At 66.0% G+C, this 24,959-nt stretch carries 28 protein-coding genes and 1 pseudogene; 16 read left to right on the forward strand and 13 right to left on the reverse strand.

Annotation, left to right across the window (positions count from 1 at the left end):
- Positions 1 to 46: 46 nt before the first annotated feature.
- The gene (gene ripD / locus ACWEFV_RS23230; RefSeq protein ID WP_450071894.1) at positions 47 to 673 is read right to left on the reverse strand and encodes an NlpC/P60 family peptidoglycan-binding protein RipD; all 627 of its coding nucleotides are present in this window, start codon (positions 671 to 673) and stop codon (positions 47 to 49) included.
- Positions 674 to 1,019: 346 nt separating this feature from the next.
- Between ripD and tenA the strand changes: the two genes are divergently transcribed.
- Positions 1,020 to 1,703 (forward strand): thiaminase II, encoded by a 684-nt coding sequence (gene tenA / locus ACWEFV_RS23235; RefSeq protein ID WP_450071895.1) that lies wholly within the window; start codon positions 1,020 to 1,022, stop codon positions 1,701 to 1,703.
- 56 nt (positions 1,704 to 1,759) lie between these two features.
- Here tenA and tpx read toward each other — a convergent pair whose 3' ends face one another.
- On the reverse strand, positions 1,760 to 2,251 hold the full coding sequence (tpx, locus tag ACWEFV_RS23240) for a thiol peroxidase (protein WP_135454892.1): 492 nt from the start codon (positions 2,249 to 2,251) through the stop codon (positions 1,760 to 1,762).
- Between the two features lie 62 nt (positions 2,252 to 2,313).
- Between tpx and ACWEFV_RS23245 the strand changes: the two genes are divergently transcribed.
- A complete protein-coding gene (locus ACWEFV_RS23245; protein ID WP_135460064.1) occupies positions 2,314 to 3,207 on the forward strand; it encodes an aminoglycoside phosphotransferase family protein in 894 nt (297 codons plus the stop codon).
- Positions 3,208 to 3,212: 5 nt separating this feature from the next.
- Here the strand turns inward: ACWEFV_RS23245 and ACWEFV_RS23250 are convergent, their stop codons facing one another.
- Together ACWEFV_RS23250 and ACWEFV_RS23255 are read right to left on the reverse strand one after the other, a co-directional pair.
- Positions 3,213 to 3,536, reverse strand: a complete 324-nt coding sequence (locus ACWEFV_RS23250; RefSeq protein WP_135454894.1) for a hypothetical protein — start codon at positions 3,534 to 3,536, stop codon at positions 3,213 to 3,215.
- Between the two features lie 160 nt (positions 3,537 to 3,696).
- Positions 3,697 to 4,662: an o-succinylbenzoate synthase gene (locus tag ACWEFV_RS23255; RefSeq protein ID WP_450071928.1), complete on the reverse strand. Its 966-nt coding sequence runs from the start codon at positions 4,660 to 4,662 to the stop codon at positions 3,697 to 3,699.
- 127 nt (positions 4,663 to 4,789) lie between these two features.
- Between ACWEFV_RS23255 and ACWEFV_RS23260 the strand changes: the two genes are divergently transcribed.
- Together ACWEFV_RS23260 and ACWEFV_RS23265 are read left to right on the forward strand one after the other, a co-directional pair.
- Complete coding sequence (locus tag ACWEFV_RS23260; protein WP_450071896.1) at positions 4,790 to 5,041, forward strand: hypothetical protein; 252 nt, start codon at positions 4,790 to 4,792, stop codon at positions 5,039 to 5,041.
- An 18-nt stretch (positions 5,042 to 5,059) separates the two neighbouring features.
- Positions 5,060 to 5,722, forward strand: coding sequence for an MOSC domain-containing protein (locus tag ACWEFV_RS23265; protein WP_135454898.1), 663 nt, complete (start codon positions 5,060 to 5,062; stop codon positions 5,720 to 5,722).
- 25 nt (positions 5,723 to 5,747) lie between these two features.
- Here the strand turns inward: ACWEFV_RS23265 and ACWEFV_RS23270 are convergent, their stop codons facing one another.
- Positions 5,748 to 6,401, reverse strand: coding sequence for an HD domain-containing protein (locus ACWEFV_RS23270; RefSeq protein WP_450071897.1), 654 nt, complete (start codon positions 6,399 to 6,401; stop codon positions 5,748 to 5,750).
- Positions 6,402 to 6,537: 136 nt separating this feature from the next.
- Between ACWEFV_RS23270 and ACWEFV_RS23275 the strand changes: the two genes are divergently transcribed.
- A complete protein-coding gene (locus tag ACWEFV_RS23275; protein ID WP_450071898.1) occupies positions 6,538 to 7,509 on the forward strand; it encodes a GlxA family transcriptional regulator in 972 nt (323 codons plus the stop codon).
- 10 nt (positions 7,510 to 7,519) lie between these two features.
- On the opposite strand, the gene ACWEFV_RS23280 is transcribed toward ACWEFV_RS23275, so the two are convergent.
- Positions 7,520 to 8,209, reverse strand: a complete 690-nt coding sequence (locus ACWEFV_RS23280; RefSeq protein ID WP_450071899.1) for an Rv0518 family GDSL lipase — start codon at positions 8,207 to 8,209, stop codon at positions 7,520 to 7,522.
- Positions 8,210 to 8,366: 157 nt separating this feature from the next.
- Complete coding sequence (locus tag ACWEFV_RS23285; RefSeq protein WP_450071929.1) at positions 8,367 to 9,581, reverse strand: acyltransferase family protein; 1,215 nt, start codon at positions 9,579 to 9,581, stop codon at positions 8,367 to 8,369.
- Positions 9,582 to 9,990: 409 nt separating this feature from the next.
- Here ACWEFV_RS23285 and ACWEFV_RS23290 point away from each other — a divergent pair, with 409 nt between their 5' ends.
- A complete protein-coding gene (locus ACWEFV_RS23290) occupies positions 9,991 to 10,242 on the forward strand; it encodes a hypothetical protein (RefSeq protein WP_450071930.1) in 252 nt (83 codons plus the stop codon).
- Between the two features lie 18 nt (positions 10,243 to 10,260).
- On the opposite strand, the gene ACWEFV_RS23295 is transcribed toward ACWEFV_RS23290, so the two are convergent.
- Positions 10,261 to 10,821 (reverse strand): hypothetical protein, encoded by a 561-nt coding sequence (locus tag ACWEFV_RS23295; protein ID WP_450071900.1) that lies wholly within the window; start codon positions 10,819 to 10,821, stop codon positions 10,261 to 10,263.
- Between the two features lie 100 nt (positions 10,822 to 10,921).
- Here ACWEFV_RS23295 and ACWEFV_RS23300 point away from each other — a divergent pair, with 100 nt between their 5' ends.
- The 5 genes from ACWEFV_RS23300 to ACWEFV_RS23320 all read left to right on the forward strand — a co-directional run bounded on the left by ACWEFV_RS23300 (position 10,922) and on the right by ACWEFV_RS23320 (position 16,761).
- Entirely contained in the window at positions 10,922 to 12,082 is a 1,161-nt protein-coding gene (locus tag ACWEFV_RS23300) for an alkaline phosphatase family protein (RefSeq protein WP_450071901.1), read from the forward strand.
- A 47-nt stretch (positions 12,083 to 12,129) separates the two neighbouring features.
- Positions 12,130 to 12,462 (forward strand): DUF732 domain-containing protein, encoded by a 333-nt coding sequence (locus tag ACWEFV_RS23305; protein ID WP_450071902.1) that lies wholly within the window; start codon positions 12,130 to 12,132, stop codon positions 12,460 to 12,462.
- Positions 12,463 to 12,500: 38 nt separating this feature from the next.
- A complete protein-coding gene (locus tag ACWEFV_RS23310) occupies positions 12,501 to 12,965 on the forward strand; it encodes a DUF5078 domain-containing protein (RefSeq protein WP_135454913.1) in 465 nt (154 codons plus the stop codon).
- A 416-nt stretch (positions 12,966 to 13,381) separates the two neighbouring features.
- Complete coding sequence (locus ACWEFV_RS23315) at positions 13,382 to 13,867, forward strand: MmpS family transport accessory protein (protein WP_286175001.1); 486 nt, start codon at positions 13,382 to 13,384, stop codon at positions 13,865 to 13,867.
- Positions 13,864 to 16,761, forward strand: a complete 2,898-nt coding sequence (locus ACWEFV_RS23320) for an MMPL/RND family transporter (protein ID WP_450071903.1) — start codon at positions 13,864 to 13,866, stop codon at positions 16,759 to 16,761. The genes ACWEFV_RS23315 and ACWEFV_RS23320 overlap by 4 nt, the downstream gene beginning before the upstream one ends.
- Here ACWEFV_RS23320 and ACWEFV_RS23325 read toward each other — a convergent pair.
- Entirely contained in the window at positions 16,758 to 17,531 is a 774-nt protein-coding gene (locus ACWEFV_RS23325; RefSeq protein ID WP_450071931.1) for an ArsR/SmtB family transcription factor, read from the reverse strand. The genes ACWEFV_RS23320 and ACWEFV_RS23325 overlap by 4 nt on opposite strands.
- Before the next feature lie 549 nt (positions 17,532 to 18,080).
- Here ACWEFV_RS23325 and ACWEFV_RS23330 point away from each other — a divergent pair.
- Together ACWEFV_RS23330 and yaaA are read left to right on the forward strand one after the other, a co-directional pair.
- Positions 18,081 to 18,746: a peptidoglycan endopeptidase gene (locus ACWEFV_RS23330; protein WP_450071904.1), complete on the forward strand. Its 666-nt coding sequence runs from the start codon at positions 18,081 to 18,083 to the stop codon at positions 18,744 to 18,746.
- A gap of 53 nt (positions 18,747 to 18,799) precedes the next feature.
- Positions 18,800 to 19,546, forward strand: a complete 747-nt coding sequence (gene yaaA, locus ACWEFV_RS23335; protein ID WP_450071905.1) for a peroxide stress protein YaaA — start codon at positions 18,800 to 18,802, stop codon at positions 19,544 to 19,546.
- Between the two features lie 21 nt (positions 19,547 to 19,567).
- Here yaaA and ACWEFV_RS23340 read toward each other — a convergent pair whose 3' ends face one another.
- Together ACWEFV_RS23340 and ACWEFV_RS23345 are read right to left on the reverse strand one after the other, a co-directional pair.
- Entirely contained in the window at positions 19,568 to 20,272 is a 705-nt protein-coding gene (locus tag ACWEFV_RS23340) for a TauD/TfdA dioxygenase family protein (protein ID WP_450071906.1), read from the reverse strand.
- A 113-nt stretch (positions 20,273 to 20,385) separates the two neighbouring features.
- On the reverse strand, positions 20,386 to 21,282 hold the full coding sequence (locus tag ACWEFV_RS23345; protein ID WP_450071907.1) for a LysR family transcriptional regulator: 897 nt from the start codon (positions 21,280 to 21,282) through the stop codon (positions 20,386 to 20,388).
- 85 nt (positions 21,283 to 21,367) lie between these two features.
- On the opposite strand from ACWEFV_RS23345, the gene ACWEFV_RS23350 reads away from it, so the two are divergent.
- Together ACWEFV_RS23350 and ACWEFV_RS23355 are read left to right on the forward strand one after the other, a co-directional pair.
- Entirely contained in the window at positions 21,368 to 22,531 is a 1,164-nt protein-coding gene (locus tag ACWEFV_RS23350) for a serine hydrolase domain-containing protein (RefSeq protein WP_450071908.1), read from the forward strand.
- A 1-nt stretch (position 22,532) separates the two neighbouring features.
- A complete protein-coding gene (locus ACWEFV_RS23355) occupies positions 22,533 to 23,930 on the forward strand; it encodes a purine-cytosine permease family protein (RefSeq protein WP_450071909.1) in 1,398 nt (465 codons plus the stop codon).
- A 238-nt stretch (positions 23,931 to 24,168) separates the two neighbouring features.
- Here the strand turns inward: ACWEFV_RS23355 and ACWEFV_RS23360 are convergent, their stop codons facing one another.
- Both ACWEFV_RS23360 and ACWEFV_RS23365 read right to left on the reverse strand, forming a co-directional pair.
- Positions 24,169 to 24,366, reverse strand: coding sequence for a hypothetical protein (locus ACWEFV_RS23360; RefSeq protein ID WP_450071910.1), 198 nt, complete (start codon positions 24,364 to 24,366; stop codon positions 24,169 to 24,171).
- Between the two features lie 6 nt (positions 24,367 to 24,372).
- Positions 24,373 to 24,672 carry an IclR family transcriptional regulator domain-containing protein gene (locus ACWEFV_RS23365; protein ID WP_450071911.1) on the reverse strand — a complete coding sequence of 100 codons (300 nt, stop codon included), beginning with the start codon at positions 24,670 to 24,672 and terminating at the stop codon, positions 24,373 to 24,375.
- Here ACWEFV_RS23365 and ACWEFV_RS23370 point away from each other — a divergent pair.
- Positions 24,595 to 24,959 (forward strand): annotated as a pseudogene (locus ACWEFV_RS23370) (imidazolonepropionase); the annotation flags it as partial. The gene ACWEFV_RS23365 and the pseudogene ACWEFV_RS23370 overlap by 78 nt on opposite strands.

Genomic DNA, 24,959 nt, shown 5'->3' on the forward strand with positions numbered 1-24,959 from the left:
AAAGCCTACGGACTGTTGAGCCGCCTCAGACACACAATCTCGAGCGTCAGGCGATGATGCGGACCAGATAGGGAGTCATGCCCTCGCCGCGCACCGGAGTGACCGCGACAGCGGGCTCGGTGCCCTGGATCATCTGATTGTTCCCGAGGTAGAGCGCCACACTCTGGGTGCCCTCGGGTCCGTAGAAGATCAAGTCACCGGGCAGAGCCTGGGCGGGCAGCACCTTCTGCCCCACCTTGTACTGCTCGCCGGAGGACCGCGGCATCTTCACCCCGACTCCACCGAACGCGTAGACGATCAGCCCCGAGGCATCGAAGCCGACCACATTCGCCGACAGATCCGGCGCAACGCCGAAACCGGGGGTCAGCACCGGAGCGACCGGAGCAGTCACCACGGGAGTCGACAGTCCGGGTGTCAGACCGCCGCCCGCGAGCGGCGGCGTCGCGGGAGCCAGACCGGGGGCGGGCAGGCTGCGGGCGACGCCACGGGTGGGCCCGTTCATGTCCCCGCCGCCATAGCTGAAGGGCACACCGCGCTGTGACAGCGCGCGGGAGATCACGAGATCGACAAAGCGCTGGTTGCCGGTCGGGCGTTCGATCGGTGCGGCGCCGGCTAGTCCGGGAGCCGCTACCAGGAATGCCAGACCGAACAGAAGGGCAAAGGTACGTCTCATCGAACATCAACTCTCTCGACCACCAGAAGGCGACACCGGCCGCTGGTCGTTGTCAGCCGAGTCAACCATTTGTACCGCCCAACGATACATTTTCCCAATTAGATTGGGGCACAAGCTCGATCAGATGCAGTACCGTGACCCAACGGTTACCGGAACGGCTTTGGGCAGCAGTCGTGACAGTGGCCGCCGCACTGCCGTCCACGCAAGACGCCGGGTTGCCGGCCGGCTGCTTCGGCAAAGTGCGCGGGGCAGGTCAGATTTGACCTCCCCACCGCGAAAATCGTTGTGGTGCACGGCACGCCGACGGGGCACACAACGTTTGCGGATCACCTGAGACCATGGTGGTATGCACCCCGATGCGAACCCGCAATCCTGGTCGGCCCGGCTCTGGGAGGCGATCGAGCCGACGTACACCGCGATCCTCGCGCACCCGTTTCTGACCGGCCTCACCGACGGCAGCCTGGATGACGCGGCATTCGCCCACTACGTGGCACAGGACGTGCACTACCTGCGCGACTACGCCCGCGCGCTGACGATCGTCGCCGCCAAGGCCCCCGCCCTGGCCGATACGGCGATGTTCTCCCGACATGCCGCCGAGGTCTTCGATGTCGAACTGGGTCTGCACAACGAACTTCTGCCCGAGCTGGGGCTGGATATCGCGGCGCTCAACGCGACGCCGGTCACCCCGACCACGCGCGCCTACACGAGTTATCTGCTGGCCACTACCTACAGCGGCACCTTTGCCGAGGGGTTGGCGGCGGTTCTGCCCTGCTACTGGATCTACGCTCAGGTCGGCGCGGCATTGCTGGAACGCGGATCGCCTGATCGGCGCTATCAGCGCTGGATCGACAGCTACGGCGGTGAGGAGTTCGCCGCGACTGTCGCGGAGGTGCTCGATCTGACGGATCGGGTCGGACCGACTCTGGGTGGGGCGGACGAAGCCGCCGCACGAGCCCATTTCGTGGTCACGGCGAAATACGAGTGGATGTTCTTCGATGCGGCCTATCGCCGCGAGCAGTGGCCGATCTGATCGCCTGCCGGTTCCTCACCGGCGCGAGGCGCGCCGGTGAGGAAGGGTTACGACGATCAGAGCGCGGCCAGCGCGGCGTCGTAGTTGGGCTCCTGAACGATCTCGGGCACCAGTTCGGTGTAGGCCACGTTGCCGTCGGCACCGATGACGACGACGGCGCGTCCCAGCAGACCGGCCATCGGACCATCGGCCATGGTGATTCCGTAATCCTCGCCGAAGCTGTCGCGGAACGCCGACGCGGTGATGACGTTCTCGATCCCCTCGGCTCCGCAGAAACGGCTGAGCGCGAACGGCAGGTCCTTCGACACGCACAGGACCGTGGCGCCGCCGGCAGCGGCGCGCTCGTTGAAGGTACGCACGCTGGCGGCGCATATCCCGGTGTCCAGCGACGGGAAGATGTTCAGCAGCACTGACTTGCCCTGGAACTGATCGTTGGTGACGGTACCGAGATCGGTGCCGGTGACCGAGAAGCTGGGGGCCGGGCTACCGACTGCCGGCAGGTCGCCGACCGTGTTGATGGGGTTTCCCTTGAAGGTTATCTGTGCCATGGGGCACAGTCTGTCAAAACCGGGTGCTCGGCGGGCAGGCCGGGGTGCGACGATGGATCGCGATGATCGATCTGCCCGAGGCGGTGCGCGCGATGGGCGCGCGGGGACCGCAGTGGCAAGCGTGGGTCGATGGCCTGCCGCGAATGATCCGGGACCAGTTCGACGAATGGGACCTGCACGCCGACGGGCCTGCCTTTCACGGCTATTGCTCGATCGTGCTGCCGGTGCGGACCGGCGAAGGGGCGTTGGCGGTCCTCAAGGCCGCCTTCCCCGACGATGAGTCCGAACACGAACACCTGGCGCTACGCCGGTGGGCGGGTACCGGTGCGGTCCGGCTGCTGCGGGCCGATCCGCACCGCCGGACGATGTTGCTGGAACGGTTGCAACAGCGAAACCTCAACGAGCTGTGGGACATTGAGGCCTGCGAGATCGTCGCGGAGCTCTACGCCCGGCTTCACGTGCCGGCCCTGCCGCAGTTGCGGTCACTCGCCCAATGCACCGAACGGTGGACCGCCGACCTGACACGACTCCCCCGCAACGCCCCGGTTCCGCGTCGGCTGGTGGAGCAGGCGATCACACTCGGCAAGGATCTGGCCACCGATCCCGCGACCACCGGCACCCTGATCCACAGCGACCTGCACTACGAGAACGTCCTCGCCGCCGACCGCGAGCCGTGGCTGGTGATCGATCCCAAGCCGATGAGCGGAGACCCGCACTACGAGGTCGCGCCGATGCTGTGGAACCGGTGGGACGAGCTGGCCGGTTATGTCCGCGACGGGGTCCGGCGGCGGTTGTCGACCCTGGTCGATGCGGCCGGCCTGGATGCGGACCGGGCCAGGGCCTGGGTGATCGTGCGCATGCTTCACAACGCGATGTGGGAGCTGACCGAGGCGGCCGATCCCGACGCGGACTCGTTGACGACCTGTGTGGCGATCGCCAAGGCCGTGCAGGACTGAGATTCTCAGATCACCTTGTAGGTGAGGTCGTACAGTGCGCCCGCCCCGCTGAACTGCTGGGTGAGCTCTCCTCGTCCCAACTCGTCCGAACAGATGAATATCGAGCCGACGTCCTCCATCTCGTCGGTACGCACATCCACCTCCCGCAACACGATCTCCAGCCGGCCGTCGAACGGCAGCAGTCGGTCCAGATCCACCACATCCCCCTGGCACATCGACACAGCCTTGAACTGGAATCCATCAGCTCTGCTGATACTGAGCTCGTCGGTCCCACCGGAGTCCTGGGTCTTTACGGCCCGGAGTTCCGAGAGCTTGGCGAACAACGACATGGCATCCTCCGTTGGATCTTCCCGCCAGCGGTAGCTGACCAAGTCGATTCTCGAGTTGCCGGGCCGGCGCACACATGCGTAGTGCGCTACTTGAATCTGTTCGGCGGAGCGTTCCCGGCCGGGGCGCTCGGCGACCGCCCGGAACATGCATCAGGGCTGTTCAAGAGGCAGATATGGCGCTCTGCAGGCGCTCGCGCCACCATGTCAGTCGCGCGGGGTCGGTGACTGCGTACCGCTCGAGTCGGTCACGCTGCGGAGCGGGGGGCATCGGAGCCACCGGTAGGTAGCCGTCGACCGCAAGGAGAGAACGGGAATTCGCGACGAGGTCGCCGGCGAGAAATCCTCTGGTCCCCAACTCGCACGCGAACGCCAACTCAGGGAGCGCGCCGGCCAGCGCGAGCCCCGCCGCCAGGCCGATGGTCGTCTCCAGCGTCGAGCTGACCACACAGGGCAGCCCGCAGGACTCGGCGACCCGCAACGCACGCCGCGCCCCGCCCAGCGGTCCGCTGGCGAGTACCGCGATGTCAGCTGCCTCTCCCAGGCGCAGGCCCATCGGGTCGTCGGCGTCGCGAATCGACTCACCGGCCCCGATGGGCACTTCGACCCGACGTCTGACCTGCGCGAGTTCATCGATCGTCCGGCACGGTTGCTCGACGAACTCCAGTCCACCGGCCGCCCGGTCGAGGGCCGCGATCGCGCTGACCGCGGTGTCCGGATCCCACCGCCCCTTGGCGTCACACCGGATCACCCCGCCCGCACCGAGCCCGTCGCGCACGGCCCGCACCCGCTCGACATCCTGCGCCAGTCCACCCGCGCCGACCTCGACCGCCGCGGTCCGGCAGCCCGATGCCGCCGCGATCTGGTGAGCGTGTGCGACGTCGACGGCAGGAACGGTGACCGCGATGGGAATTCGCCCACGCACCGGGTCGGGCCAGCCGACGGTGCCCGGCTCGGTCGCCGCGGTGAGCCAACGACCCAGCGCCCGGTCGGTCGGCAGCGGGCTGAACTCCCCCCATCCCTGCGGCCCCTCGAGGAGCATGCCCTCCCGAACAGTGAGCCCACCGACCGGCTCGATGGTCGGAATGGCGAAGACGGGCGCACGGTCGAAGTCGATCAGGGTCTGCACAACCACGTGACGCTAGCGGACCGACCCGGCCACCGGCCGACAACGGGGCAACTGCCCGCGCCTCCGGTATGCGCGGCCTACACTGCGCGCATAGGCCGGTCAGGTGCGACTCATGAGGAGACAACCAATGACGAGCGCAGTGTGGCGCGGGATGTTCACCGTGGTGTCCGCGGCGGTGCTGTCGGCCGGGTCGATGGCCGTGGCCACGATCGTGACGCCGGCCCCGAGCTCGGCGTGCGCGCCCGGAGAAACGGGCGTCACCAACGGATGTTCACCGTTCTGTGTGCCGGGCCGGCAGCTCGACCTGGCGACCGGACTGTGCCTGCCGGTGCCACCACCGCCGGCCGTCCCGAATCATGTTGCGACACCAAGTTACTGAGCAACTACGCTGGCTGTCATGGCGCAGGTACTGACGGTCAACATCGCTCATCCACGACCCAATCCGGCCGAGGCAGGCGCCACCACCGGCATCGACAAGCGGCCTGTCGACGGGGCGGTCGCGGTACGCGCTCCGGGCCCGATGCACGGCGGGCTGGGTAGCGGCCTGATCGGCGACACGATCGGCGACCATCAGTTCCACGGCGGAAACGATCAGGCGGTGTACGCCTACGCGCGGGAAGACCTCGACGCCTGGCAGACCGAACTGGACCGGGAGATCGCCAATGGTGTGTTCGGCGAGAACCTGACCACCGCGGGCATCGACGTCACCAACGCCGTCATCGGTGAACGGTGGCGGGTCGGGTCCGACGGGCTCGAGCTCGAGGTGTCCCGACCGCGCATCCCGTGCCGGACCTTCGCCACCTGGTTGCAGATCAACGGATGGGTCAAAACCTTTACCAGAGCGGCGATTCCGGGTGCCTATCTGCGCCTGGTGACACCCGGGTCGGTATCGGCCGGCGACGAGATCGTGGTGACCGACAGGCCCGACCATGACATCACCATCGGATTCGTGTTCCGGGCGCTGACGCTTGAGCCACAACACCTGCCCGAGATTCTGCGGGCTGATGCCCTGCCCGCACCGCTGCGGGAGCTCGCCGAACGTCGCTCCAGCGAGAGCTGATAGCGGAATTCGGCTGCGGGGCAGGCTATTCCGGCCAGCTGTTGTTCCGGATCACCTCGACGAAGTCCTCGCGCACAAACAAGTTGTCGAAATGCGCGAGCACATCGGCGTTGACGGTGCCGAACGTCGACCCCGGCCGCTGCTGCACCCCATCGGCGAATGCGCGCAGGATCCGGTTCTTGAAGTCCGGCCTAGGATGCGCGGCGGTGACGGCACTCAATTCGTCCGGGGTCAGGCCATCACGGCCGATCCCCAGCACATCGGTTTCGACCCCCGCTGTCACCAGCGCGATCTCGGGATCGAGGAACTCCGGCACGCCCGGGGTGGTGTGCAGCGCGATTCCCAGCCAGACCTTGCGCGCGGCGGCCTCGTCGACCCCGCGCTGCAACAGAAAGTCCCGCGCGGCATCGGCACCGTCGACCTCGAAACGCAATTGTGAGGTCGCACGGTACCGCTCGGTGAGTCCGAGGTCGTGGAACATCGCACCCACGTACAGCAATTCCAGATCGGGCGTCAGCCCCCGGCGCCGGCCCTGCAGCGCGCCGAAGTAGAACACCCGGCGGGAATGGTGGAACAACAGGTCATCCTCGACGTCGCGGATGTACTCGGTGGCCTCCCGCACCAGCGCGGTGTCCGGCAGGTCGATCCCGGCGATGTTGTTGGTCAGTGAAGTCGTCATGATGTGCCTCTCTCAAACGTGGATCAGTGGTTAGGCGGGTTCAGGTGCTAACGGTGCAACCAGTCTCCGACGCGGCCCTCGGCCCGGCCCATGTCCGATGCGCCACCTTTCCCACAGAAAGCGACACAATGGACCGATGGCACAGGCGGTGGGGCCACGTGAGGTCGTGATCGTCGTGTTCGACGGGATGAAACTCCTGGATGCCGCCGGACCCGCCGAGGTTTTCGCCGAGGCCAACCGGTTCGGCGCCGACTACCGCCTCCGGATCGCCTCGGTCGACGGCGCCGACGTCACCACCTCGATCGGCACGAGGTTCGCGGTGACCGATCGGATCGCAGAGATCACCGGCGCGGACACCGTATTGGTGTCCGGCGGAGACAATCTCGTGGGTCGGCCGATCGATCCCGGGCTGGTGGCAGCGCTGCGAGACCTACCCACCCGGACCCGACGGCTGGCGTCGATCTGCACGGGGTCCTTCATTCTGGCCGAGGCCGGCCTGCTCGACGGTCGCCGGGCCACCACGCACTGGCGGCACGCACGGCTGTTGGCGCGGGCGTATCCCGCGATCTCGGTCGAGCCCGACGCGATCTTCATCCGGGACGGAGACGTCTACACCTCGGCCGGGGTGTCGGCGGGCATCGACCTGGCATTGGCACTGGTGGAATCGGATTTCGGAGCTGAGCTGGTACGCAACGTCGCACGGTCACTGGTGGTGTACCTCAAGCGCGCCGGCGGCCAATCGCAGTTCTCCACGCTGGTCGAGTCGGACGCTCCCGCGGAGTCGGCGCTGCGACGGGTGACCGACGCGATCGCGGCTGACCCGACCGCAGACCACAACGTGAAAAGCCTTGCGGCACTGGCCTCATTGAGCACCCGACAGCTGACCCGGCTGTTTCAGGCCGAGCTGGGCACCACACCCGCGCGCTATGTCGAAACGGTGCGGATCGATGTCGCCCGAGCGGCCCTCGACGCGGGCCGCCAGGTCGGAGAAACCGCCCGGTTGGCCGGATTCGGGAGCGCCGAGACCCTACGACGCGTGTTCGTCAACCACCTCGGGGTATCGCCGAAGGCCTACCGAGACCGGTTCCGCACCACATCCAGTGGCTGAATGCCCACGCTCAGACCCAGCGCGGAAGCTCCTTGCCGATCAACGGCGCGATCTTGTCGGCCATATAGGCATGGCCGGCATCGGTCGGGTGGATACCGTCGGCGCCGATCAGCTCAGGGCGATCGAAGAACCACCGCTCGGCGATCGGATCGACGAACGTCGCCCCCACCTGCCGAGCCTGGTCTCGCAGGATGTCACGAACGCCCAGCAGATTCGGCGGCACATCGGCATCCACCCACGGCGGCCCGATCACCAGCATCCGAGCGGTGGGCGCGGACTGCCGGGCCGTGGTCAGGGCATCGTGGCTCAAGCGGGTGACCGAACCCAGATCGGAGTCCTTGTCGTTGCGCGAGCCGAAGAAGACGATCAACGCGTCGTCGGGTTGAACCGCCCGGGCGGTCAGGTCGGCGAAGACGCTGCCGCGGTTGCCGCGGGCCTCGTAGCCGGCACCACCCTCGGCCACCACATCGGCATCCACCTGCACGCCCCGTTGGGCCAACTCCTGCCAGGCCAGCGGGGCCCAGTTCCTCGGCCCCATACCGCCCTCGGCGAGCATGCCTGTTGTGTAGGAATCCCCGATCACCGCGATGTGGTTGATCTGGGGATCCAGGCCCGAGGTGACATAACGCTGCTGAGGGGCCTGCGCGAACAGCCCCACCACGAGGGCGAGCGAGACAATGAAAGTGGTCAGACGACTCACTGCAACCTCCACTCCCAGCGAGACTCAGTTCGTCCCGGACCGCAATACGCCGAACAGCCTATGGTGTGAAGCTGGGCCGTAGATAGGCGGCCGGTGACACAGCGATAACAAGGGCATAACAACCTGTCGCACAGCGGGTTTGGAAGGTTACAACGGGTCAGCCCGCGCGCGCTGAAACCTCGTCGGAGGTGCCCTCGGGCTCGGTGTCGACTCGGTGCAGTTTCTTTCCGACCGAGTCAACGGGACGGATGTCGACCATTCTGCGCATCCACCTCCTCGCCGGTTCCTCGACGAGGTGATAGAGCGCGATCGCGCCGACCACTGAGATCGCGAACAGGCCGAGAAGCGTCAACTTGCCCGAGAGCGTGGGTGTCAGGGTCAGCTCGAATTGCCTGGTCGTCCAGATCCAGGAGGTGTGGACCAACTCATGCACCATGTACAGGCCGAACGAGATCTGTCCGCCGTAGACCAGAAGCCGGGTGGACAGCAACGCGGGGAGGCTGCCGACGCCGACCGCCAGGGCGACCACCTGCGGGACGAACAGGATGTCGACCATGCCGCCGGCGTCGCCGACGGTGTTCATCGGGTGCTTGTCGAAGAAGTACAGCCCGCCGACGATCACAACGCCCAGCACGATCGACAGGTAACCCGCGCGCTTCTGGGTCCGATCCGTCAGGTGCAGCTTGCGCACCGCCGCGCACGCCAACGCACCCGCGGTGAACTGCATGACGATCCTCGGCAGCCAGCTCCACGGGGTGTAGAAGTGGCCGGTGGCCATCAAGAGCACCACCGGTGGCACAGCGGCGGCGATGGCCAGCAGGACCAGGCTGCGCGCCCGGGTGGCCCGCGCGATCCGGAAGATCACCATGATCAGCGCTCCGAACAGCAGGTAGGCCAACCACTCCGCGCTGATCGACCAAGCGGGCCCGTCCCAGCTCGAACCGTCGAAGTAGGGCTGGAACCACAATTGCACCAGGAAGAGCTGACGCACGTAGCTGACGGCGTTGTAGCCGCTGGTGTCTTCGGGCGGGATATGCCCCACGTTGAGCGTGAAGATCAGCCACAGCGCGGCCAGGTGCAGCGTGACGAGATACACCGGCCACACCCGCGACAACCGCAGCCACAAGAAGTGCAACGTGGCCCGGGTGGACCAAGTTGGCCCCATTCGGTCGATGTAGTTCCAGGTCAAGACGAAACCGCTGAGGATGAAGAACAGGTCGACGCCCTGCGCGCCGCGGTCGAGTACGGGAGCCAGTGCCTTGGTGACATCGGGCGCCACCTGATACAGCAGGGGCCGGAAGTGGAACAGGACCACCCACACCGCTGCCACGATGCGCAGACCCGTCAGGGCCTTGATCTCTGCGCCGCGCACAACACCCTTTTCCGTATCCACTCAGCTGATTCGTCACTTCGCTGTTTTGAAATGTCATTGCCGCGGCTGGCCGGGCGGATCGGCCCGCGATTGACGCAACCGGCAGCTCTCGCAGACTAGCAGCGTGCCGTTACGGGGCGCGCTGTCCGCGCGGTGTGCACCACCTGGGCGACTCCCGCCCGCCGGCGACGGCGGGCTCGGATGATCTTGTGCAGCAAAGAAATTGACGCGCAGACACGGGGACGGTGACCGTCGTGGTCAGCGGCGACGCGGCGTGTCCGATTCCTGGCCGTCGACCGGATGGCCGGATAGGGTCGGGTCACGTGATCTCTCGGGGAGGTTTGAGATGACCAGCATCATCGGCCGCTGCACCGCAGGCATCGGCGCCGTATTGGCACCGCTCGGTCTGATGGCGGTAGTCACGGTGGCGACGCCGGCCGTCAGCTGGGCCGACTGTGGGGCCGGAGAATGGTGGGACCCGGTGGCAAGTGTGTGCCGGCCGCCGGTCGTGCCGTTGGGCTGTGAAAACGGTGCGTGGTGGGACCCGGTGGCCAACGCCTGTCGCCCGCCGGTGGTGCCGCCGCCCCCGATGTGCGACAACGGCTGGTGGTGGGACCCGGTCGGGACTGCCTGCCGGCCCCCGCTGATCCCGCCCGGCTGATCACTCAGCGCCGGGTCATCAGGGCATCGGCACCGAGGAACCGTCGTAATTGCGGGCGTTGTTGTTGAGTGAATCCATCCACGCGCGCAGCTTGGCCTGGCCGACCAAAGCCGGGATGGTGCCGTTGGCTGGGGTGTCGGGGACGGCGTCGGTCGGCTGCCACGGCTGGCAGCCACTGGTCTTGAACGCCTTGTCGGTGGCCTCGATCGTGATGACCTGTGGCTTCTTGGTGAACGCGTTGTCGATGATGTCGCCACCGTGCAGATCGGCCATCCGCTTCCAATAGCAGGTGCCGCCCTCGACCGGCCCAGCCGAGGCGTAGTTGCCGGGTTGGATATCGGTACCGACCATGAAGAGGCCGTCGTGGTCCATTGCCTTCGCAGCCACGGGCGCAGCGGGCGCAGCGGGGGCACCGGGCGCGGCGGGTGCAGCGGGTGCCGCATCGACCGGGCCCGGAGGCGGGCCTGGCGCAGGGATGGGCGCCGGCGTCTCCGGATCGGCACTGGCAATGCCACTGAACGCCCCACCTGCGGACACCGCCAAAGCGGCAGCGAAGATCACGGCTTTCATCGGCTTCATGAAAACCCAGCGTACCGGGTACGGCGGAGTGGTCGGGCGCACTTGCGGGGAGGTCTGCCTTGCCAAAACCCGCTGACGTGATCTGTGGCACGCTCGCGGAGTGGAGTCTCCGCGTCCCGATCCCGATGCACCCCACCTGGCCGACGTCGTGCCCTCGGTACTCGCCGCGATGGGGGCGCCAGGATTCGAACCGCGTCTGTTCTGGTCCAGCCCGATCCGCGGCGCATGTGTCCTGCTGATCGACGGGCTCGGCGCGGAACTGCTCGCCACCCATGCCGCCGATGCGCCGGTCCTGACGGCCTTGGCCGACCAGTCACCCTCCCGGACTCTGAGTGTCGGGTTTCCATCGACCACGGCAGCAGGATTGGCGGCCATCGGCACCGGGCGCCGCTCGGGCGACCACGGTTTTGTCGGCTACTCGTTCCGGGTCCCCGAGGCCGGTCCGGAATTCGACGTCATCAATGCGCTGCGGTGGCGCCCCCATCCGTGGGGGCCGGACCTGCGCGACCGTGTGGTGCCCGAGTTGATTCAACCGTCGCCCACCACCTTCGAGCGTGCTGGGGCGGCCGGGTTCGAGGTCTCGGTCGTCTCGAGCGCCGAGCACGCCGGTTCGGGTCTGACCCGGGCGCTTCTGCGCGGCGGACGCTATGTCGGGGTGACCGCACTCGGCGATCTCGCGGCCGGGGTCATCGCAGCCGTCGCGGGCAGCGGCTTCTGCTACGGATACCACGCCGACCTCGACCTGGTGGGCCACCTGCACGGACCCGGCTCGCCTGCGTGGCGGATGCAGTTGCGGCAGGTCGACCGCCTGGTGGAATCTGTGTTGGAGGCCCTGCCGTCAGAATGCCTGCTGACCGTGGTGGCCGACCACGGGATGGTCACCGTGGACCCGGCCGCCGTGCACGACATCGACGAGTGTGAACCGCTGCGCGACGGCGTGACCGCCATCGGCGGCGAGGCCCGCGCCCGCCACGTCTACACCGCCGCCGGGGCGGCCGACGACGTTCTCGCGGCGTGGCGCACCACCCTGGGCGATTCCGCGTGGGTGATGTCGCGAGATGAGGCAATCGCTGAGGGGTGGTTCGGCCCGCGGGTACGCGACGACGTCCGATCCCGCATCGGCGACGTCGTCGCCGCGGCCCGCGGGGCCGCCGCGTTGCTGCGGCGATCCGTCGAGCCCATGGAGTCGTCGTTGATCGGCCATCACGGTTCGCTGACGAGCGCCGAACAGTATGTCCCGATGGTGTCTGCAATCGGATGAGTAAACCGCACACACGAAACAGGCTTAGATGGGCTAAGATTCACCGCATGAAGCTTGCAGGTCTGGCAGCAATCGGCGCCGCGGCGGCTATCGCCTTCGCCGCTCCCGCACAAGCCGATCCCGACACCGATTTCGCGAATGAGCTGCACACTTTCGGCATCTATGGGCAGCGTGACTACAACGCCTGGATCGCCAAGATCATGTGCAAGCGACTGCACAACGGTGTCGACCACAATGCCCAGGACTCGGTCGGTTTCGTGAAAAAGCAGCTGGCCAAGGACAGCTCCGATGCCCAGTCGTGGCAGTTCCTTGGTACCGCAATCAATTACTACTGCCCCGATCAGCGCTTTATCTACGAACAGGCCGCTACCCGGCCGTAGTCTGATTCCCGACGCCGATCTCAGAGCTTTGGAGCGAGATGTTGAATCGCAAGAGTGTCAAGAACCTGATCCGTACCGGAGTGGCCGCCTGTGCCGTCGCCGGGAGCTTGGCCGGGGCCGGCATCGCCTCGGCCGACGCCACCGATGACTACCCGATCCCCAACCGGATCCTCAGGACGCCGTGCACCGCGGAGCAGATCATGGCCGCCGCCCGCGACGTCGAACCGGTGTACTACGAGCGCTACATGATCGACTACAACAACAAGCCGGTCGCCGATCAGCAGGGCGCCCAGGACCGGATCCACTGGTTCTTCTCCATGGACTACGCGGGCCGCCGCCAGTACTCCGAGAACACCGCCACCAACGCGTTCTTCGAGAACATGTCCTGGCGCTGGCCGAACTGGGCCAAGCTGTTCTTCAACAACAAGGGCGTCGCGGCCAACACCACCGACGTCTGCCAGAACTACCCGCCCAACGACATGTCCGTCTGGGATTGGCACTAGCCACCGAGTTCGATGAGGACGGGGCCCCGTCGCCGGTCACGCGGCGGTGGGGCCCCGCTTTATTCCCGTTAGCTCCATCACAATCGGTGGCTCCGCCGAGGCCCGCTTGCTTTTTGCGCAATACGAAAAAGCCGCTCCACCTCGCCCTGCGCACCTCAGGGCAACGTTCGACGATCATCCAAGGCTGGACATTGGGCGCGCGGAGTCAAGGCTGTGTCACCGTTTTGCGACTCATTTAAATAGGCTAATATCTCGCTAAGTTCTGGTTAGCCATTCGGCTAGACAACGAGACGGATCGAGGTGAACATGGCGAACAGGCCCTCCCCCTCGGGCTGCCCTGCCGCCTGCGTGTCGACCTCGCCCCACCTGCACATTGCCCACATTGCCCACACCCGACGGACCGGTGCCTTTTCACGATGATCAACGCGACGACCAACGCGACGAAAACCCCTCGCCGGAAACAGTTTTCGATTTCAGGCCTGGCAAGGAAGTTCTGGATTCCGTTGATCATCATCGTGGTGGTGTTGGTGGGCGGGTTCACGGTGATGCGGGTACGCACGTTCTTCGGCGCAGGCGGCGGCTCCGGCATCTCCAGCGCCAAGGTCGATGACACCAAACCGTTCGACCCCAAAGTCGTGGTCTATGAGATCTACGGCGAGCCCGGGGCCACCGCGGACGTGAACTATCTCGATCTCGACGCTCAGCCCCAGCGCATCGACGGGGTGACCCTGCCGTGGACGCTGCGGTTGGAATCCACCGCCCCGTCGGTGTTCCCCAACATCGTGGCGCAGGGCGACGGCAGCACGATCAGCTGCCGCATCACCGTCGATGACGAACTCAAGGACGAGAGAACCTCCAACGGCGTGAACGCCCAGACCTTCTGCTTGGTGAAATCCGCATGAGCACCCACGACGCCCCGACCGAAGCCTTCCCGGTCACCGGGCCGCGGCATGCCCAGCACGGCGGGATCGCCAAGTGGATCCGGCGCCTGGCAGTGCCGATCATCATCGGCTGGGTCGCCCTTATCGGCGTCCTGAACACCGTTGTGCCCCAGCTCGAAGAGGTGGGCAAGATGCGGTCGGTGTCGATGAGCCCCGACCAGGCGCCGTCGATGATCGCCATGAAGCGCGTCGGCGAGGTGTTCCAGGAGTTCAAGTCCAACAGCTCGGTCATGGTCGTGCTCGAGGGCGAAGAGCCACTGGACATCAAGGCGCACGATTACTACGACGAAGTCGTCGCCAAGCTCGAGGCCGACAAGGCGCACGTCGAGCACGTCCAGGATTTCTGGGGCGACCCGCTGACCGCCTCCGGTGCGCAGAGCTCCGACGGCAAGGCCTCCTACGTGCAGGTCTACACCGCCGGCAACCAGGGCGAGGCGCTGGCCAACGAATCGGTCGAAGCCGTCCAGAAGATCGTCGAGAGTGTCACGCCGCCGCCGGGCGTCAAGACCTATGTGACCGGGCCGGCCGCGTTGGCCGCCGACCAGCACATCGCCGGTGACCGAAGTGTCAAGATCATCGAGGCGCTGACCTTCACGGTCATCATCATCATGCTGCTGCTGGTCTACCGGTCCGTCGTCACGGTGGTCCTCACCCTGGTCATGGTGGTGCTCTCACTCTCAGCGGCACGCGGCGTCGTCGCCGCTCTGGGCTACTACGACATCATCGGCCTGTCCACGTTCGCGACGAACCTGTTGGTGACTCTGGCGATCGCCGCGTCCACCGACTACGCGATCTTCCTGATAGGCCGATATCAAGAGGCCCGAAGTATCGGTGAGGACCGGGAACAGTCCTACTACACGATGTTCCACGGCACCGCGCATGTGGTGCTCGGCTCGGGTCTGACCATCGCCGGCGCCACGCTGTGTCTGCACTTCACGAATCTGCCGTACTTCCAGTCGCTGGGCATCCCGTTGGCCATCGGCATGGTCACCGGCGTTGTCGCCGCCCTGACCCTGGGGCCGGCCATCATCACGGTGGCCAGCAAGTTCGGCAAGACGCTGGAACCCAAGCGGGCCATGCGCACCCGCGGCTGGCGCAAGATCGGTGCGGCCGTGGTGCGTTGGCCCGGACCGATCCTGATCGCCACCGTCGCGCTGTCGCTGATCGGTCTGTTGACTCTCCCCGGCTACCGGACCAACTACAACGACCGCAAGTATCTGCCTGCGGATCTGCCGGCCAACACCGGGTACGCCGCATCCGACCGGCACTTCTCCCAGGCGCGGATGAACCCCGAACTGCTGCTGATCGAGAGCGATCACGATCTGCGCAATTCCGCCGACTTCCTGGTCATCGACCGAATCGCCAAGCGGATCTTCCAGGTGCCCGGTATCTCCCGGGTCCAGGCCATCACGCGCCCGCAGGGAACGCCGATCGAGCACACCTCGATCCCGTTCCAGATCAGCATGCAGGGCACGACCCAGATGATGAACATGAAATACATGCAGGACCGCATGAAGGACATGTTGAAGATGGCCGACGAGATGCAGACCACCGTCGACACCATGCAGCAGATGCTGGTGCTGGTGAAGGAAATGTCCGACACCACCCACAGCATGGTCGGCAAGATGCACAGCATGGTCGCCGACGTGGCTGAAATGCGGGATCACATCGCGGATTTCGACGATTTCTTCCGGCCGATCCGCAACTACCTGTACTGGGAACCGAAGTGCTTCAACATTCCCATGTGCTGGTCGATCCGGTCGATCTTCGACACCCTCGACGGTATCGACACCATGACCGATGACATCCAGAAGATGATGCCGGACTTGGATCGTCTCGATCAGCTGATGCCCCAGATGCTCACGATCATGCCGCCGATGATCACGACGATGAAGAACATGAAGAACATGATGCTGACCATGCAGGCCACGATGGGCGGTCTGCAGGATCAGATGGAAGCGATGATGGAGAACCAGACGGCCATGGGTCAGGCCTTCGACGCTTCCAAGAACGACGACTCGTTCTATCTGCCACCGGAAACCTTCGATAATCCGGACTTCAAGCGCGGCATGAAGATGTTCCTGTCCCCCGACGGGCATGCGGTGCGGTTCATCATCAGCCACGAAGGCGACCCGATGAGCCCCGAGGGAATATCCCACATCGCGGCGATTCAAAACGCCGCCAAGGAGGCGATCAAGGGCACCCCGCTGGAGGGATCCAAGATCTACCTCGGCGGTACCGCGGCCACCTTCAAGGACATGCAGGAAGGCGCCAACTACGACCTGCTGATCGCCGGAATCGCAGCACTGTGCCTGATTTTCATCATCATGCTGATCCTCACGCGCAGCGTGGTGGCCGCGGCGGTCATCGTCGGCACGGTGGTGCTGTCCCTCGGCGCATCCTTCGGTCTGTCGGTGCTGATCTGGCAGCACCTGATCGGCCTGGAACTGCACTGGATGGTGCTCGCGATGGCGGTCATCGTGCTGTTGGCCGTCGGCGCGGACTACAACCTGCTGCTGGTGTCCCGGTTCAAGGAGGAGATCCACGCCGGCTTGAACACCGGCATCATCCGCGCCATGGGCGGCACCGGGTCGGTGGTCACCTCGGCGGGCCTGGTGTTCGCGTTCACCATGATGTCGATGGCGGTCAGCGAACTCGCCGTGATCGGCCAGGTCGGCACCACGATCGGCCTGGGCCTGCTGTTCGACACCCTGGTCATCCGGTCCTTCATGACCCCGTCGATCGCGGCCCTGATGGGCAAGTGGTTCTGGTGGCCGCAACGGGTGCGTCAGCGGCCGCTGCCGGCGCCGTGGCCCACCCCCGTCCAGCGTGAGCCGCAGGACTCGCTGGTCTAGTCAGCCTGCTCCAGCCCGGACTTCAGGCTGGACAGCTTGAGCGGCCAACCGTGCGCAATCAGTTCCCGCACGATGCTGCCCGGGTCGAACCCGTCGTGGGTCACGGTGAGCTTCACCTGATCCCCGACGGGTTCGATGTCGAACGACACCCGTGACCGGCGTTCGGCCGCGGCCTGGGCAATGGCCTCCTCGCTCAGATCCGGGGCGATCTGCTGCAGGTCGGGCGTGAACGCGTGGAACATGAAGGCCATCCGCTGGTACGGATCAGACTCGACGATCACCTGCTCGGGGTCCTCGATGCGAAGCCCGTTCTCGACCCAGACGTAGGTCGAGCCCCTCTGCCATTCGGATTCGATGGCGTGCCCCAGGTAGCCGCGGGAGAACGCCGGATTGGTGATCGCCTGCCACAGCCGTTCCGGGGTGGTGCGGATATAGGTCGTGTACACGAACTCTCCGGCCGGGTTGGGAGTCTCCAATACCGTCTTCAGGTCCGCGAGGGTCTGCATCCTCGTGGAGTCGTAGCGGTCGATCCAGCGGTCCGCGATGGCATTGATCGGTTCGGCGTTGACGTAGTGCAGTTTTTCCCGGCCCTGGCGGACTGTCGTGACGAGGTTGGCCGCCTCCAACACGGCCAGATGCTTGCTGACCGACTGCCGAGCCATCGACAGGCCGCTGCAGAGCTCTCGCAGACTCTGTCCGTCGCGGTCATTGAGGCTGTCCAAAAGTAGCCGCCGACTCGGGTCGGCCAGTGCTTTGAAGACTTCGTCCACCCTCGCCATCCCCTCACATGCTTCCGATCGGTCACCCGTGTCCATCATGCAGCCAACAGGCTGCATGTCAACTTTCACTCACGCCGAGGACGGGCGCCAGAACCATGAATGAGCACGCTGGATCGGGGGCGGCCAGCCACCATGAAAAGAGAGTCGACGTTGCCGGCACGACCACGTCCGTTTCCTTGTACATCTGGGGCACCGCGGTGCGCCGGGTCACCGATGCCAATCATGCCCCCGAGTCGGACGGATGCCCGGGTGGTGCCCGAAATCCCATTCACATCAATGTAATTCGGCACACCGTTGCTCTGCGCAAGCCGACAATCGACCGGACGATTCGCATCACAAGCCCAGTGCCACAGCACTATTGGCGATAGTTGCAGACATCTACCCATACCCGGGCAAACACGTGCCACTGGCAACCGAATTGCACGCGCAGGTAACCGCACTCATTTCCAAAATGCGTGAATCAGTCCATATGGAGCACCCGTTGTGAACGGAGTCACATATTTTGCCCGGTCAAAATCTGCTCTGCTAGCGTCCCGCCGCATGTTTGCTATCGCGACGCTTATGGCGCTTGTCCAGCAGGTTTCGGGCACGCCGTACATCTCCGGTGGAGACTCCCCATCGGGAACTGACTGCTCGGGCCTGGCTTCTTGGGTCAGCAACATGGCCACCGGCCGACCGGTCTACGGAGACCGCTTCAACACCGGCAATCAGGAGCGCGCGCTCCTGGCCCGTGGCTTCAAGTACGGCACCCAGCCCGGCGCCCTGGTGATCGGCTGGAACAGCGGCCATACCGCGGTGACCCTGCCGGACGGCACGCCCGTTTCCTCGGGCGAGGGTGGCCACGGAGTGCGGGTGGGTGGCGGCGGCGCCTACCAGCGCCAGTTCAACCACCACATGTACCTGCCGATGGCAGAAGAGGCACCGCAGGATGCGCCTGCAGACGCGCCCCCGCCCTTCGACGCACCCCCGCCGCCCCCGGCCCCGATCGAACTGATGGCGGCCCCGGCTCCGATCGATCCCTTCGCACCACCGCCCCCGGCTGATCCGATGGCCGCCCCCGCCCCGATGGACCCCTTCGCGCCGCCGCCCCCGGCTGACGCGATGCCGCCGGCGCCCCCGATGGACGGCCCCGCGCCGATCATGCTGGACGTCCCGCCCCCGCCGGCGCCCCCGGCTCCCGAAGAACCGGCTCCCATCGCCATCTGAGATCACACCTGTCGGTGGTCAGCGGGCCGCGATCGTTCGGATAACGTCTGGATGTGATCGTGCTCCTGCCACCGTCGGAGACCAAACGCACCGGCGGGGACGGCCCGCCGGTGCGTTTGGACATTCTGAGCTCGCCTCAACTCACCCCGCTTCGCCAGTCGCTGCTCGACGAACTTGTCGATCTCGCCGCAGACCCGCCGGCGTGCCGCAAGGCCCTGGCCATCTCCGCCAGCCAGGACGTTGAGATCGAGCGCAACGCCGCGCTCCGGCAGGCGCCCACGATGCCGGCCATCGAGCGATACACCGGGGTGTTGTACGACGCGCTCGACATCGGATCCCTGCGCGGCGCGGCCGCCGCCCGGGCCCGCACCCGATTGGCGGTCGGATCGGCGTTGTTCGGTCTGCTACGGGCCGATGATCCGGTGCCCGCCTACCGACTCTCCGCCTCCTCAAAGCTGCCCGGTCAGCCCGGACTGGCCAAACGGTGGCGCCCGCTGCTGGAGCCGGTGCTGGCCGACATTTCCGCACGTGAGCTGATCGTGGACCTTCGGTCCGGCTCATACGCGGGGTTGGGCCGGATTCCCGGTGCCGTCCGCGTGCAGGTGCTGGCCGAACACGACGACGGGCACCGCACCGTGGTCAGCCACTTCAACAAGGCGCACAAAGGTCACCTGGCCCGCGCGCTGGCCGGCTCCCGAAGCGAGCCCGACGATGCTGCCGCGGTCGCCGGAGTCGCCCGCCGTGCGGGGATGCGCGTGGAACGTGACGGCAACGAAATCACTGTCGTGGTGCCGGCCTGACGGCTCGACCGGCTCGCCGGCTCAAGCCGCTTCGAACGGCTCGCCGTCCAATGCCTGCGATGGGCGGCCGTCCGGCCCCACTGGCACATCCCCCACGAGCGTCACGCGATACAACCGGCGGTCGTGCTCGGCGGTGAGATCCGACGGCGCGAGATGCACGGTCGAGCGGTTGTCCCAGAACGCGATGCTGCCCGGCTCCCACTTGAACCGCACGGTGTACTCGGGTCGCACCAGCTCGTCGTAGAACAGGCCCAGCAGGCGACGACTCTCGTGCGGTGACACGTCGACGATATGGCTGGTGAAACCGGGGTTGACGTAAAGCGCCCGCTCCCCTGTCTCAGGGTGCACCCGCACGACGGGATGCTCGGTCAGCAGCGGACGCCGCTTCACCCGGCGCTCGTAATCCTCGGTTGCCGTCGCGCCGTCCGGCGGCGAGAAGCGGTGCACCGCCCGCAGCCCGTCGGCCAATCGCTGCAACAGTGCGGACAATCCGTCGTACGCGGCAACGGTGTTGGCCCACTGGGTGTCGCCGCCGTACGGCGGGATCACCTCGGCCCGAAGTATCGAAAGAGTTCGCGGCCGTTGTCGTTTGGTGGGTCGCGGGATGCTGAAGATACAGAGAACGACAGTGTGGGGACTCCGTTGCCTGAATCCCCTTTTGAGGTCCGTTTCGTTCTTTCCTCGGGGAGCAGACGAGCTAACTGCTGAGCAGATTTTCGCCGGCACCGCCGTTAGACCTCGATCGATGACTCGGCGATGCGGTACGGCGTGTGGTCGATCCCGGCCAGCGGCGCGTTTCTAGCCGCTCCGGGATTGGTCGACTTCACGGCCCCGGACCCTCAGAACCGTTCAGCGGTTTGTCTGACGACGGTGTCGGAGAAGCGCCGCAGTTGTTCTGCGAACTCGGACAGGGACCGGGCAGCGTAGTGCGCCGGATTCCAGCAGGCGTGGATCGTCAGCAACACCGGCTCGCCGACGTGGTCGAGAATGAGCAGCGGCCGGGCACCGAAGCGTTCCAGGTCGGTGACAACGGCCACGCCGCGATCGGCCGCGGCCAGTGCCTGTCGCAGTGGTGGCGACTCGACTTCTTCGTAGCCGCGGTACTGCAGCCCGGCCCGGTTGATCGCTTCGTCGAAGACGAGCCGAGTCGGGTCTGCGCGGGTCGGAAGCAGCAGCGGGGCCTGTGAAAGCTCGCCGAGGGAGATCGTCGGCCGGGAAGCCCATGCGTGTTCGCGTGCGACATAGGCCCGCAGCGGCACACTGGTCAGGCGGGTCCAGGTGAGCCTGCTGGCGGGCGGCGGCGTGGCCGCAAGTCCGAGATCGTGGCCGCCGAATACCGCGTCGTGCACCGCTTCCGACGGCACCTCGACAACAGAGATGAACGGGTCCTGTGCGCCCAGGGTCGCGGTGAACGGTGCAAGGACGTACTCGATCGTCGTGTTCGCTGCGGCGACGGATACCCGGGTCAAGTGCCCCTGAGCGATCTGCTGCGCGGCCATCGTCGCCCGGTCGGCGCGAGCCACGATGTCGGCGGCGACGTCGAGCATGTGCCGGCCCGCGTCGGTGAGAGCGAGCCGCGGGCCGTGGCGGGCAAAGAGACTCACGCCGAGATCGTCTTCGAGTCGTTGAAGTTGTCGGGAGATCGCCGGCTGGGCCACATGCAGTCGGGCGGCCGCGGCCGTCACAGTGCCGCATTGGGCGACCGCAAGGAAGTATCGCAGATGTCGCAGCTCCACAACCAGCAACAATAACCTTTAGATATGGATATTCCTTCATATCAGGTCTTTGACGAATCATCAGTGCAGATCCACGATCATTCGCATGAATCGCGACGAACACCCGGCAGTGAATAGCTGGCTCACCCCACCGCACCACCGTCAGGGACTGCACCGGGTCGAGCATATGGTCCGCTGCGCAACGATCGGCCGGGGGGACAATCCCGTACGCGAGTTGCCAACCGCCGCAGAACCGCTCGATTGGGACACGGTCACCGTCGGCGCTGTCGAGGGTGGCGAGATCAGCGGGAGCGAGTATCTCCGCCGCACCCACACCGACGGGATCATCGTGCTGTGTGGAGACGAGATTGTCTTCGAGCGCTACTTCGGCGACTTCTCCCCGGCTACAACCCACATCGTCATGTCGATCTCGAAGTCGTTCTGCGGCATGCTGTCCGGAATTCTGGTCGCGACGGGTGAGCTCGACCTTGTCGCGCAAGTCCGGCACTACGTTCCGGAGCTGGACGGGACCTCGTTCGGCGCGGCCTCCGTCGAGCAACTGCTGGATATGACGGCGGCGCCGCACTACGACATGTCCTACCTCGACCCGGCCGCCGAGGTGCACGCGGGCGACCGCGCAGCCGGCTGGCGGCCACGGCACGCCGGAGACGTCGTCGGCACGCGAGCCTTCCTGGGCCAGTTGCGTGGCGCCGGACAACACGGCGCCGGATTCCAATACTGCTCGGGTACAACGGATGTGCTGTCCTGGGTGCTGGAGCGTGTCGGCGGCGCCCCCTACCGAGAATTGATGGCGGAGCACCTCTGGTCCAGAATCGGCGCCGAGGCCGACGCCTTTGTCACCGTCGACGACAACGACACCCCCTATGCCTGCGCCGGCATGGGTATGCGACTGCGCGACCTGGCCCGGTTCGGGCGGCTGGTCCTGGATGGCGGGCAGCGTGACGGTACGTCGATTATCCCGGCCGGCTGGATTGACGAAACCCGTCGCGGCGGGAGGTTCGCGACTACCGCCGAATCGGATGCGGCCCCGGCCGGCACCTACAAAAACCAATGGTGGATCCCAAGCGACGCACACGAAAGCTTTTACGGGGTTGGAATTTTCGGTCAGTACCTCTGGCTCGATCCGACGGCCGACGTGGTGATCGCGAAGTTTTCCGCCGAAGACTCTCCGGTAGCCGACGGCCCCGAATCGGTGCATGCACTGGCCGCCATCGCCCGAGCCACGGCCAGAACCGCGCAGGAGGTCTGAGATGGAACGCAGTCCGGCACGCGGCGACGCTCTGGAACACCGCTCGATCGACTACGTCCCACCCAGTGAACGTCACGGCAAACCGTGGCACCTGTTCACCATCTGGTTCTCCAGCAACGTCCAGATCACCGGGTTCGTCAACGGTCTGCTCGCCGTGACGATCGGGCTCAACCTTGACTGGGCGATCGGGGCAATCCTGATCGGCAATCTCGTCGGTGGCCTGTTCATGGCCTACCACTCGATTCAGGGGCCACGACTCGGCGTCCCGCAGATGATCCAGAGTCGAGCTCAGTTCGGCTTTCTCGGCGCGCTCCTGCCGGCCGCCCTCGTCCTGGTCATGTACATGGGCTTTCAGGTTGAGGGCGCTGTCATCACCGGGCCGGCGCTCGCGAACTGGGCGCATATCTCGCTCACCTGGTCGATTGTCATCCAGGTCGCCGTGCCGTCGGTGATCGCAATCGTCGGCTACAAGCTCCTGCACTTGTCCTCCCGGGTGGTCAGTGTGGTGTCGGTCTTGCTGTTCGCCGTGCTGACGGTGGCGCTGAGCGATCACCTCCCGGAGCACCTGCCGGCCGGTCCCGCACCGTCATTCGGCACCATACTGCTGGGCATCTCGATCTTCGTCTCCTGGCAGTTGACCTGGGCGCCCTACGTGTCGGACTACTCTCGGTACCTCCCCGAGGACACTCCGTCACGGACGACCTTCCTGTGGACCTACCTCGGATCGGCCGTCGGTGCCTCCTGGGTGATGATTCTCGGCGCCATGGCCGCCACCATCAGTGCCGAGGCCGTCGGTGAAGACGCCGTCGGAATGCTCAGCGACCAGGTTCCCGGTTTGAGCTCGGTGATCCTGCTCGCCATCATCATCGGTGCCGTCCCAGCCGGGGCGTACGGGGCCTACGGCATGTATCTGACGGCGATCAGCGCTATCTCGGTCAAGGGCCACGGCTCGTCAACCGCGTTGGTACGTACCGTCTTCATCGTCGTCGCCGGTGTGATAGCCACCGCCGCGACCCTGCTGGCCAGCGGCGACGTCCTGGAGACGGTCCAGAACATCACCCTATTCCTGCTGTATCTGCTCGTACCGTGGACGGCGATCAATCTGACGGACTTCTACCTCGTGCGTCGCGGCCATTACAACGTTGGCGAACTGTTCAAGGCTCGCGGCGAATACGGCCTGGTGAACTGGCCTGCGCTCGTCATCTATCTGGTGGCCATCGGCGCGGAGATCCCCTTCATCAACAGCAGTCTGTATGTCGGTCCGTTTGTCGATCACCTAGGCGGGGCAGACATCTCGTGGATTGTCGGGCTCGTGGTGGCAACCGCTCTCTATATGATCTACGCCCGTATGACGCCTCACCGTGACCAGGTGGCCGCGGAGGCTCTCGTCCACATCTAATCCAGACCTGCACCGGGCGCCGGGACCATCCGTGCCGAATCCCAACGATCGCGGCGATCACCGCCTCGCCTCCGCACAGAGCTACGTCGTGACGCTCTCGGTGGACCGTGCTGTTTCGCGACGCCGTGCACCCGGGGATCTGGTGACCTTCTCGACTGGCCATCCCGTTCACGCGAACTGCAACGATGTTGCAGGCGTTGCTGTTTCGCGGCGGTTAGGTGGCTGCGCAACGATCCGCCTAGCCGAACCATCCCTGCGGTGCCACCCCCGACAGCGCGCAGGTGAGTTGTTGCGCAGCATGACGCACGGCTCGCGCGAGTTCGGCGACCGCGACAGTGGATCGGTCGGTGCGCCGTGTCACGCTGATCGCCGCGGCCGGGCGGCTGGAATGGTCGAACGCGCACGCGGCCCCCGAGTGCAGTCCTTCGGTGATCATGCCGTCCTACTCGGCCCAGCCCTGTGTCCGTTCGGCGGCCAGCAGCTGCCGCAGTCCTGGCAGCGAGGCCGGACCGCGTCCGGTGCGCGCTACGAACGCGGTACTGGCCGGGAACAATGCGCGCACCTGGGCGGCGGACAGGTGCGCCAGGATGGAGCGGCCACTGGCGGGCAGCTGCGCGGGCAGTCGAACACCGACATCGGTCACCAGGGTGACCGGCACACGCGCCTCACCGTCGACGACGAAGCGCGAAGCCTGCGCGTCGCCAGCAGCTTCACCCCCGAAACCACGTTCCTCGGCGCGCACGTCGTTCCCGCCGAATACGCCGCACGCCGCGACGACTACGTCGAGTTGGTGCGCACCAGCATGCTCGACGCGTGCGCCCCGCATCCCCGCTGGATCGACGTCTTCTGCGACCGTGGAGCGTTCACTGTCGACGAGGCGCGCGCCATCCTCACAGCCGGCATCAGCCTGGGACTGCAACCGCGACTGCATGCAAGCCAGCTCGGCCGCGGCGACGGCATCAAACTTGCCGTCGAACTCGACGCCGCCTCGGTGGATCACTGCACCTACGCCACCGACGAGGACATCGA

The sequence above is a fragment of the Mycobacterium sp. NPDC004974 genome, from assembly GCF_053600815.1.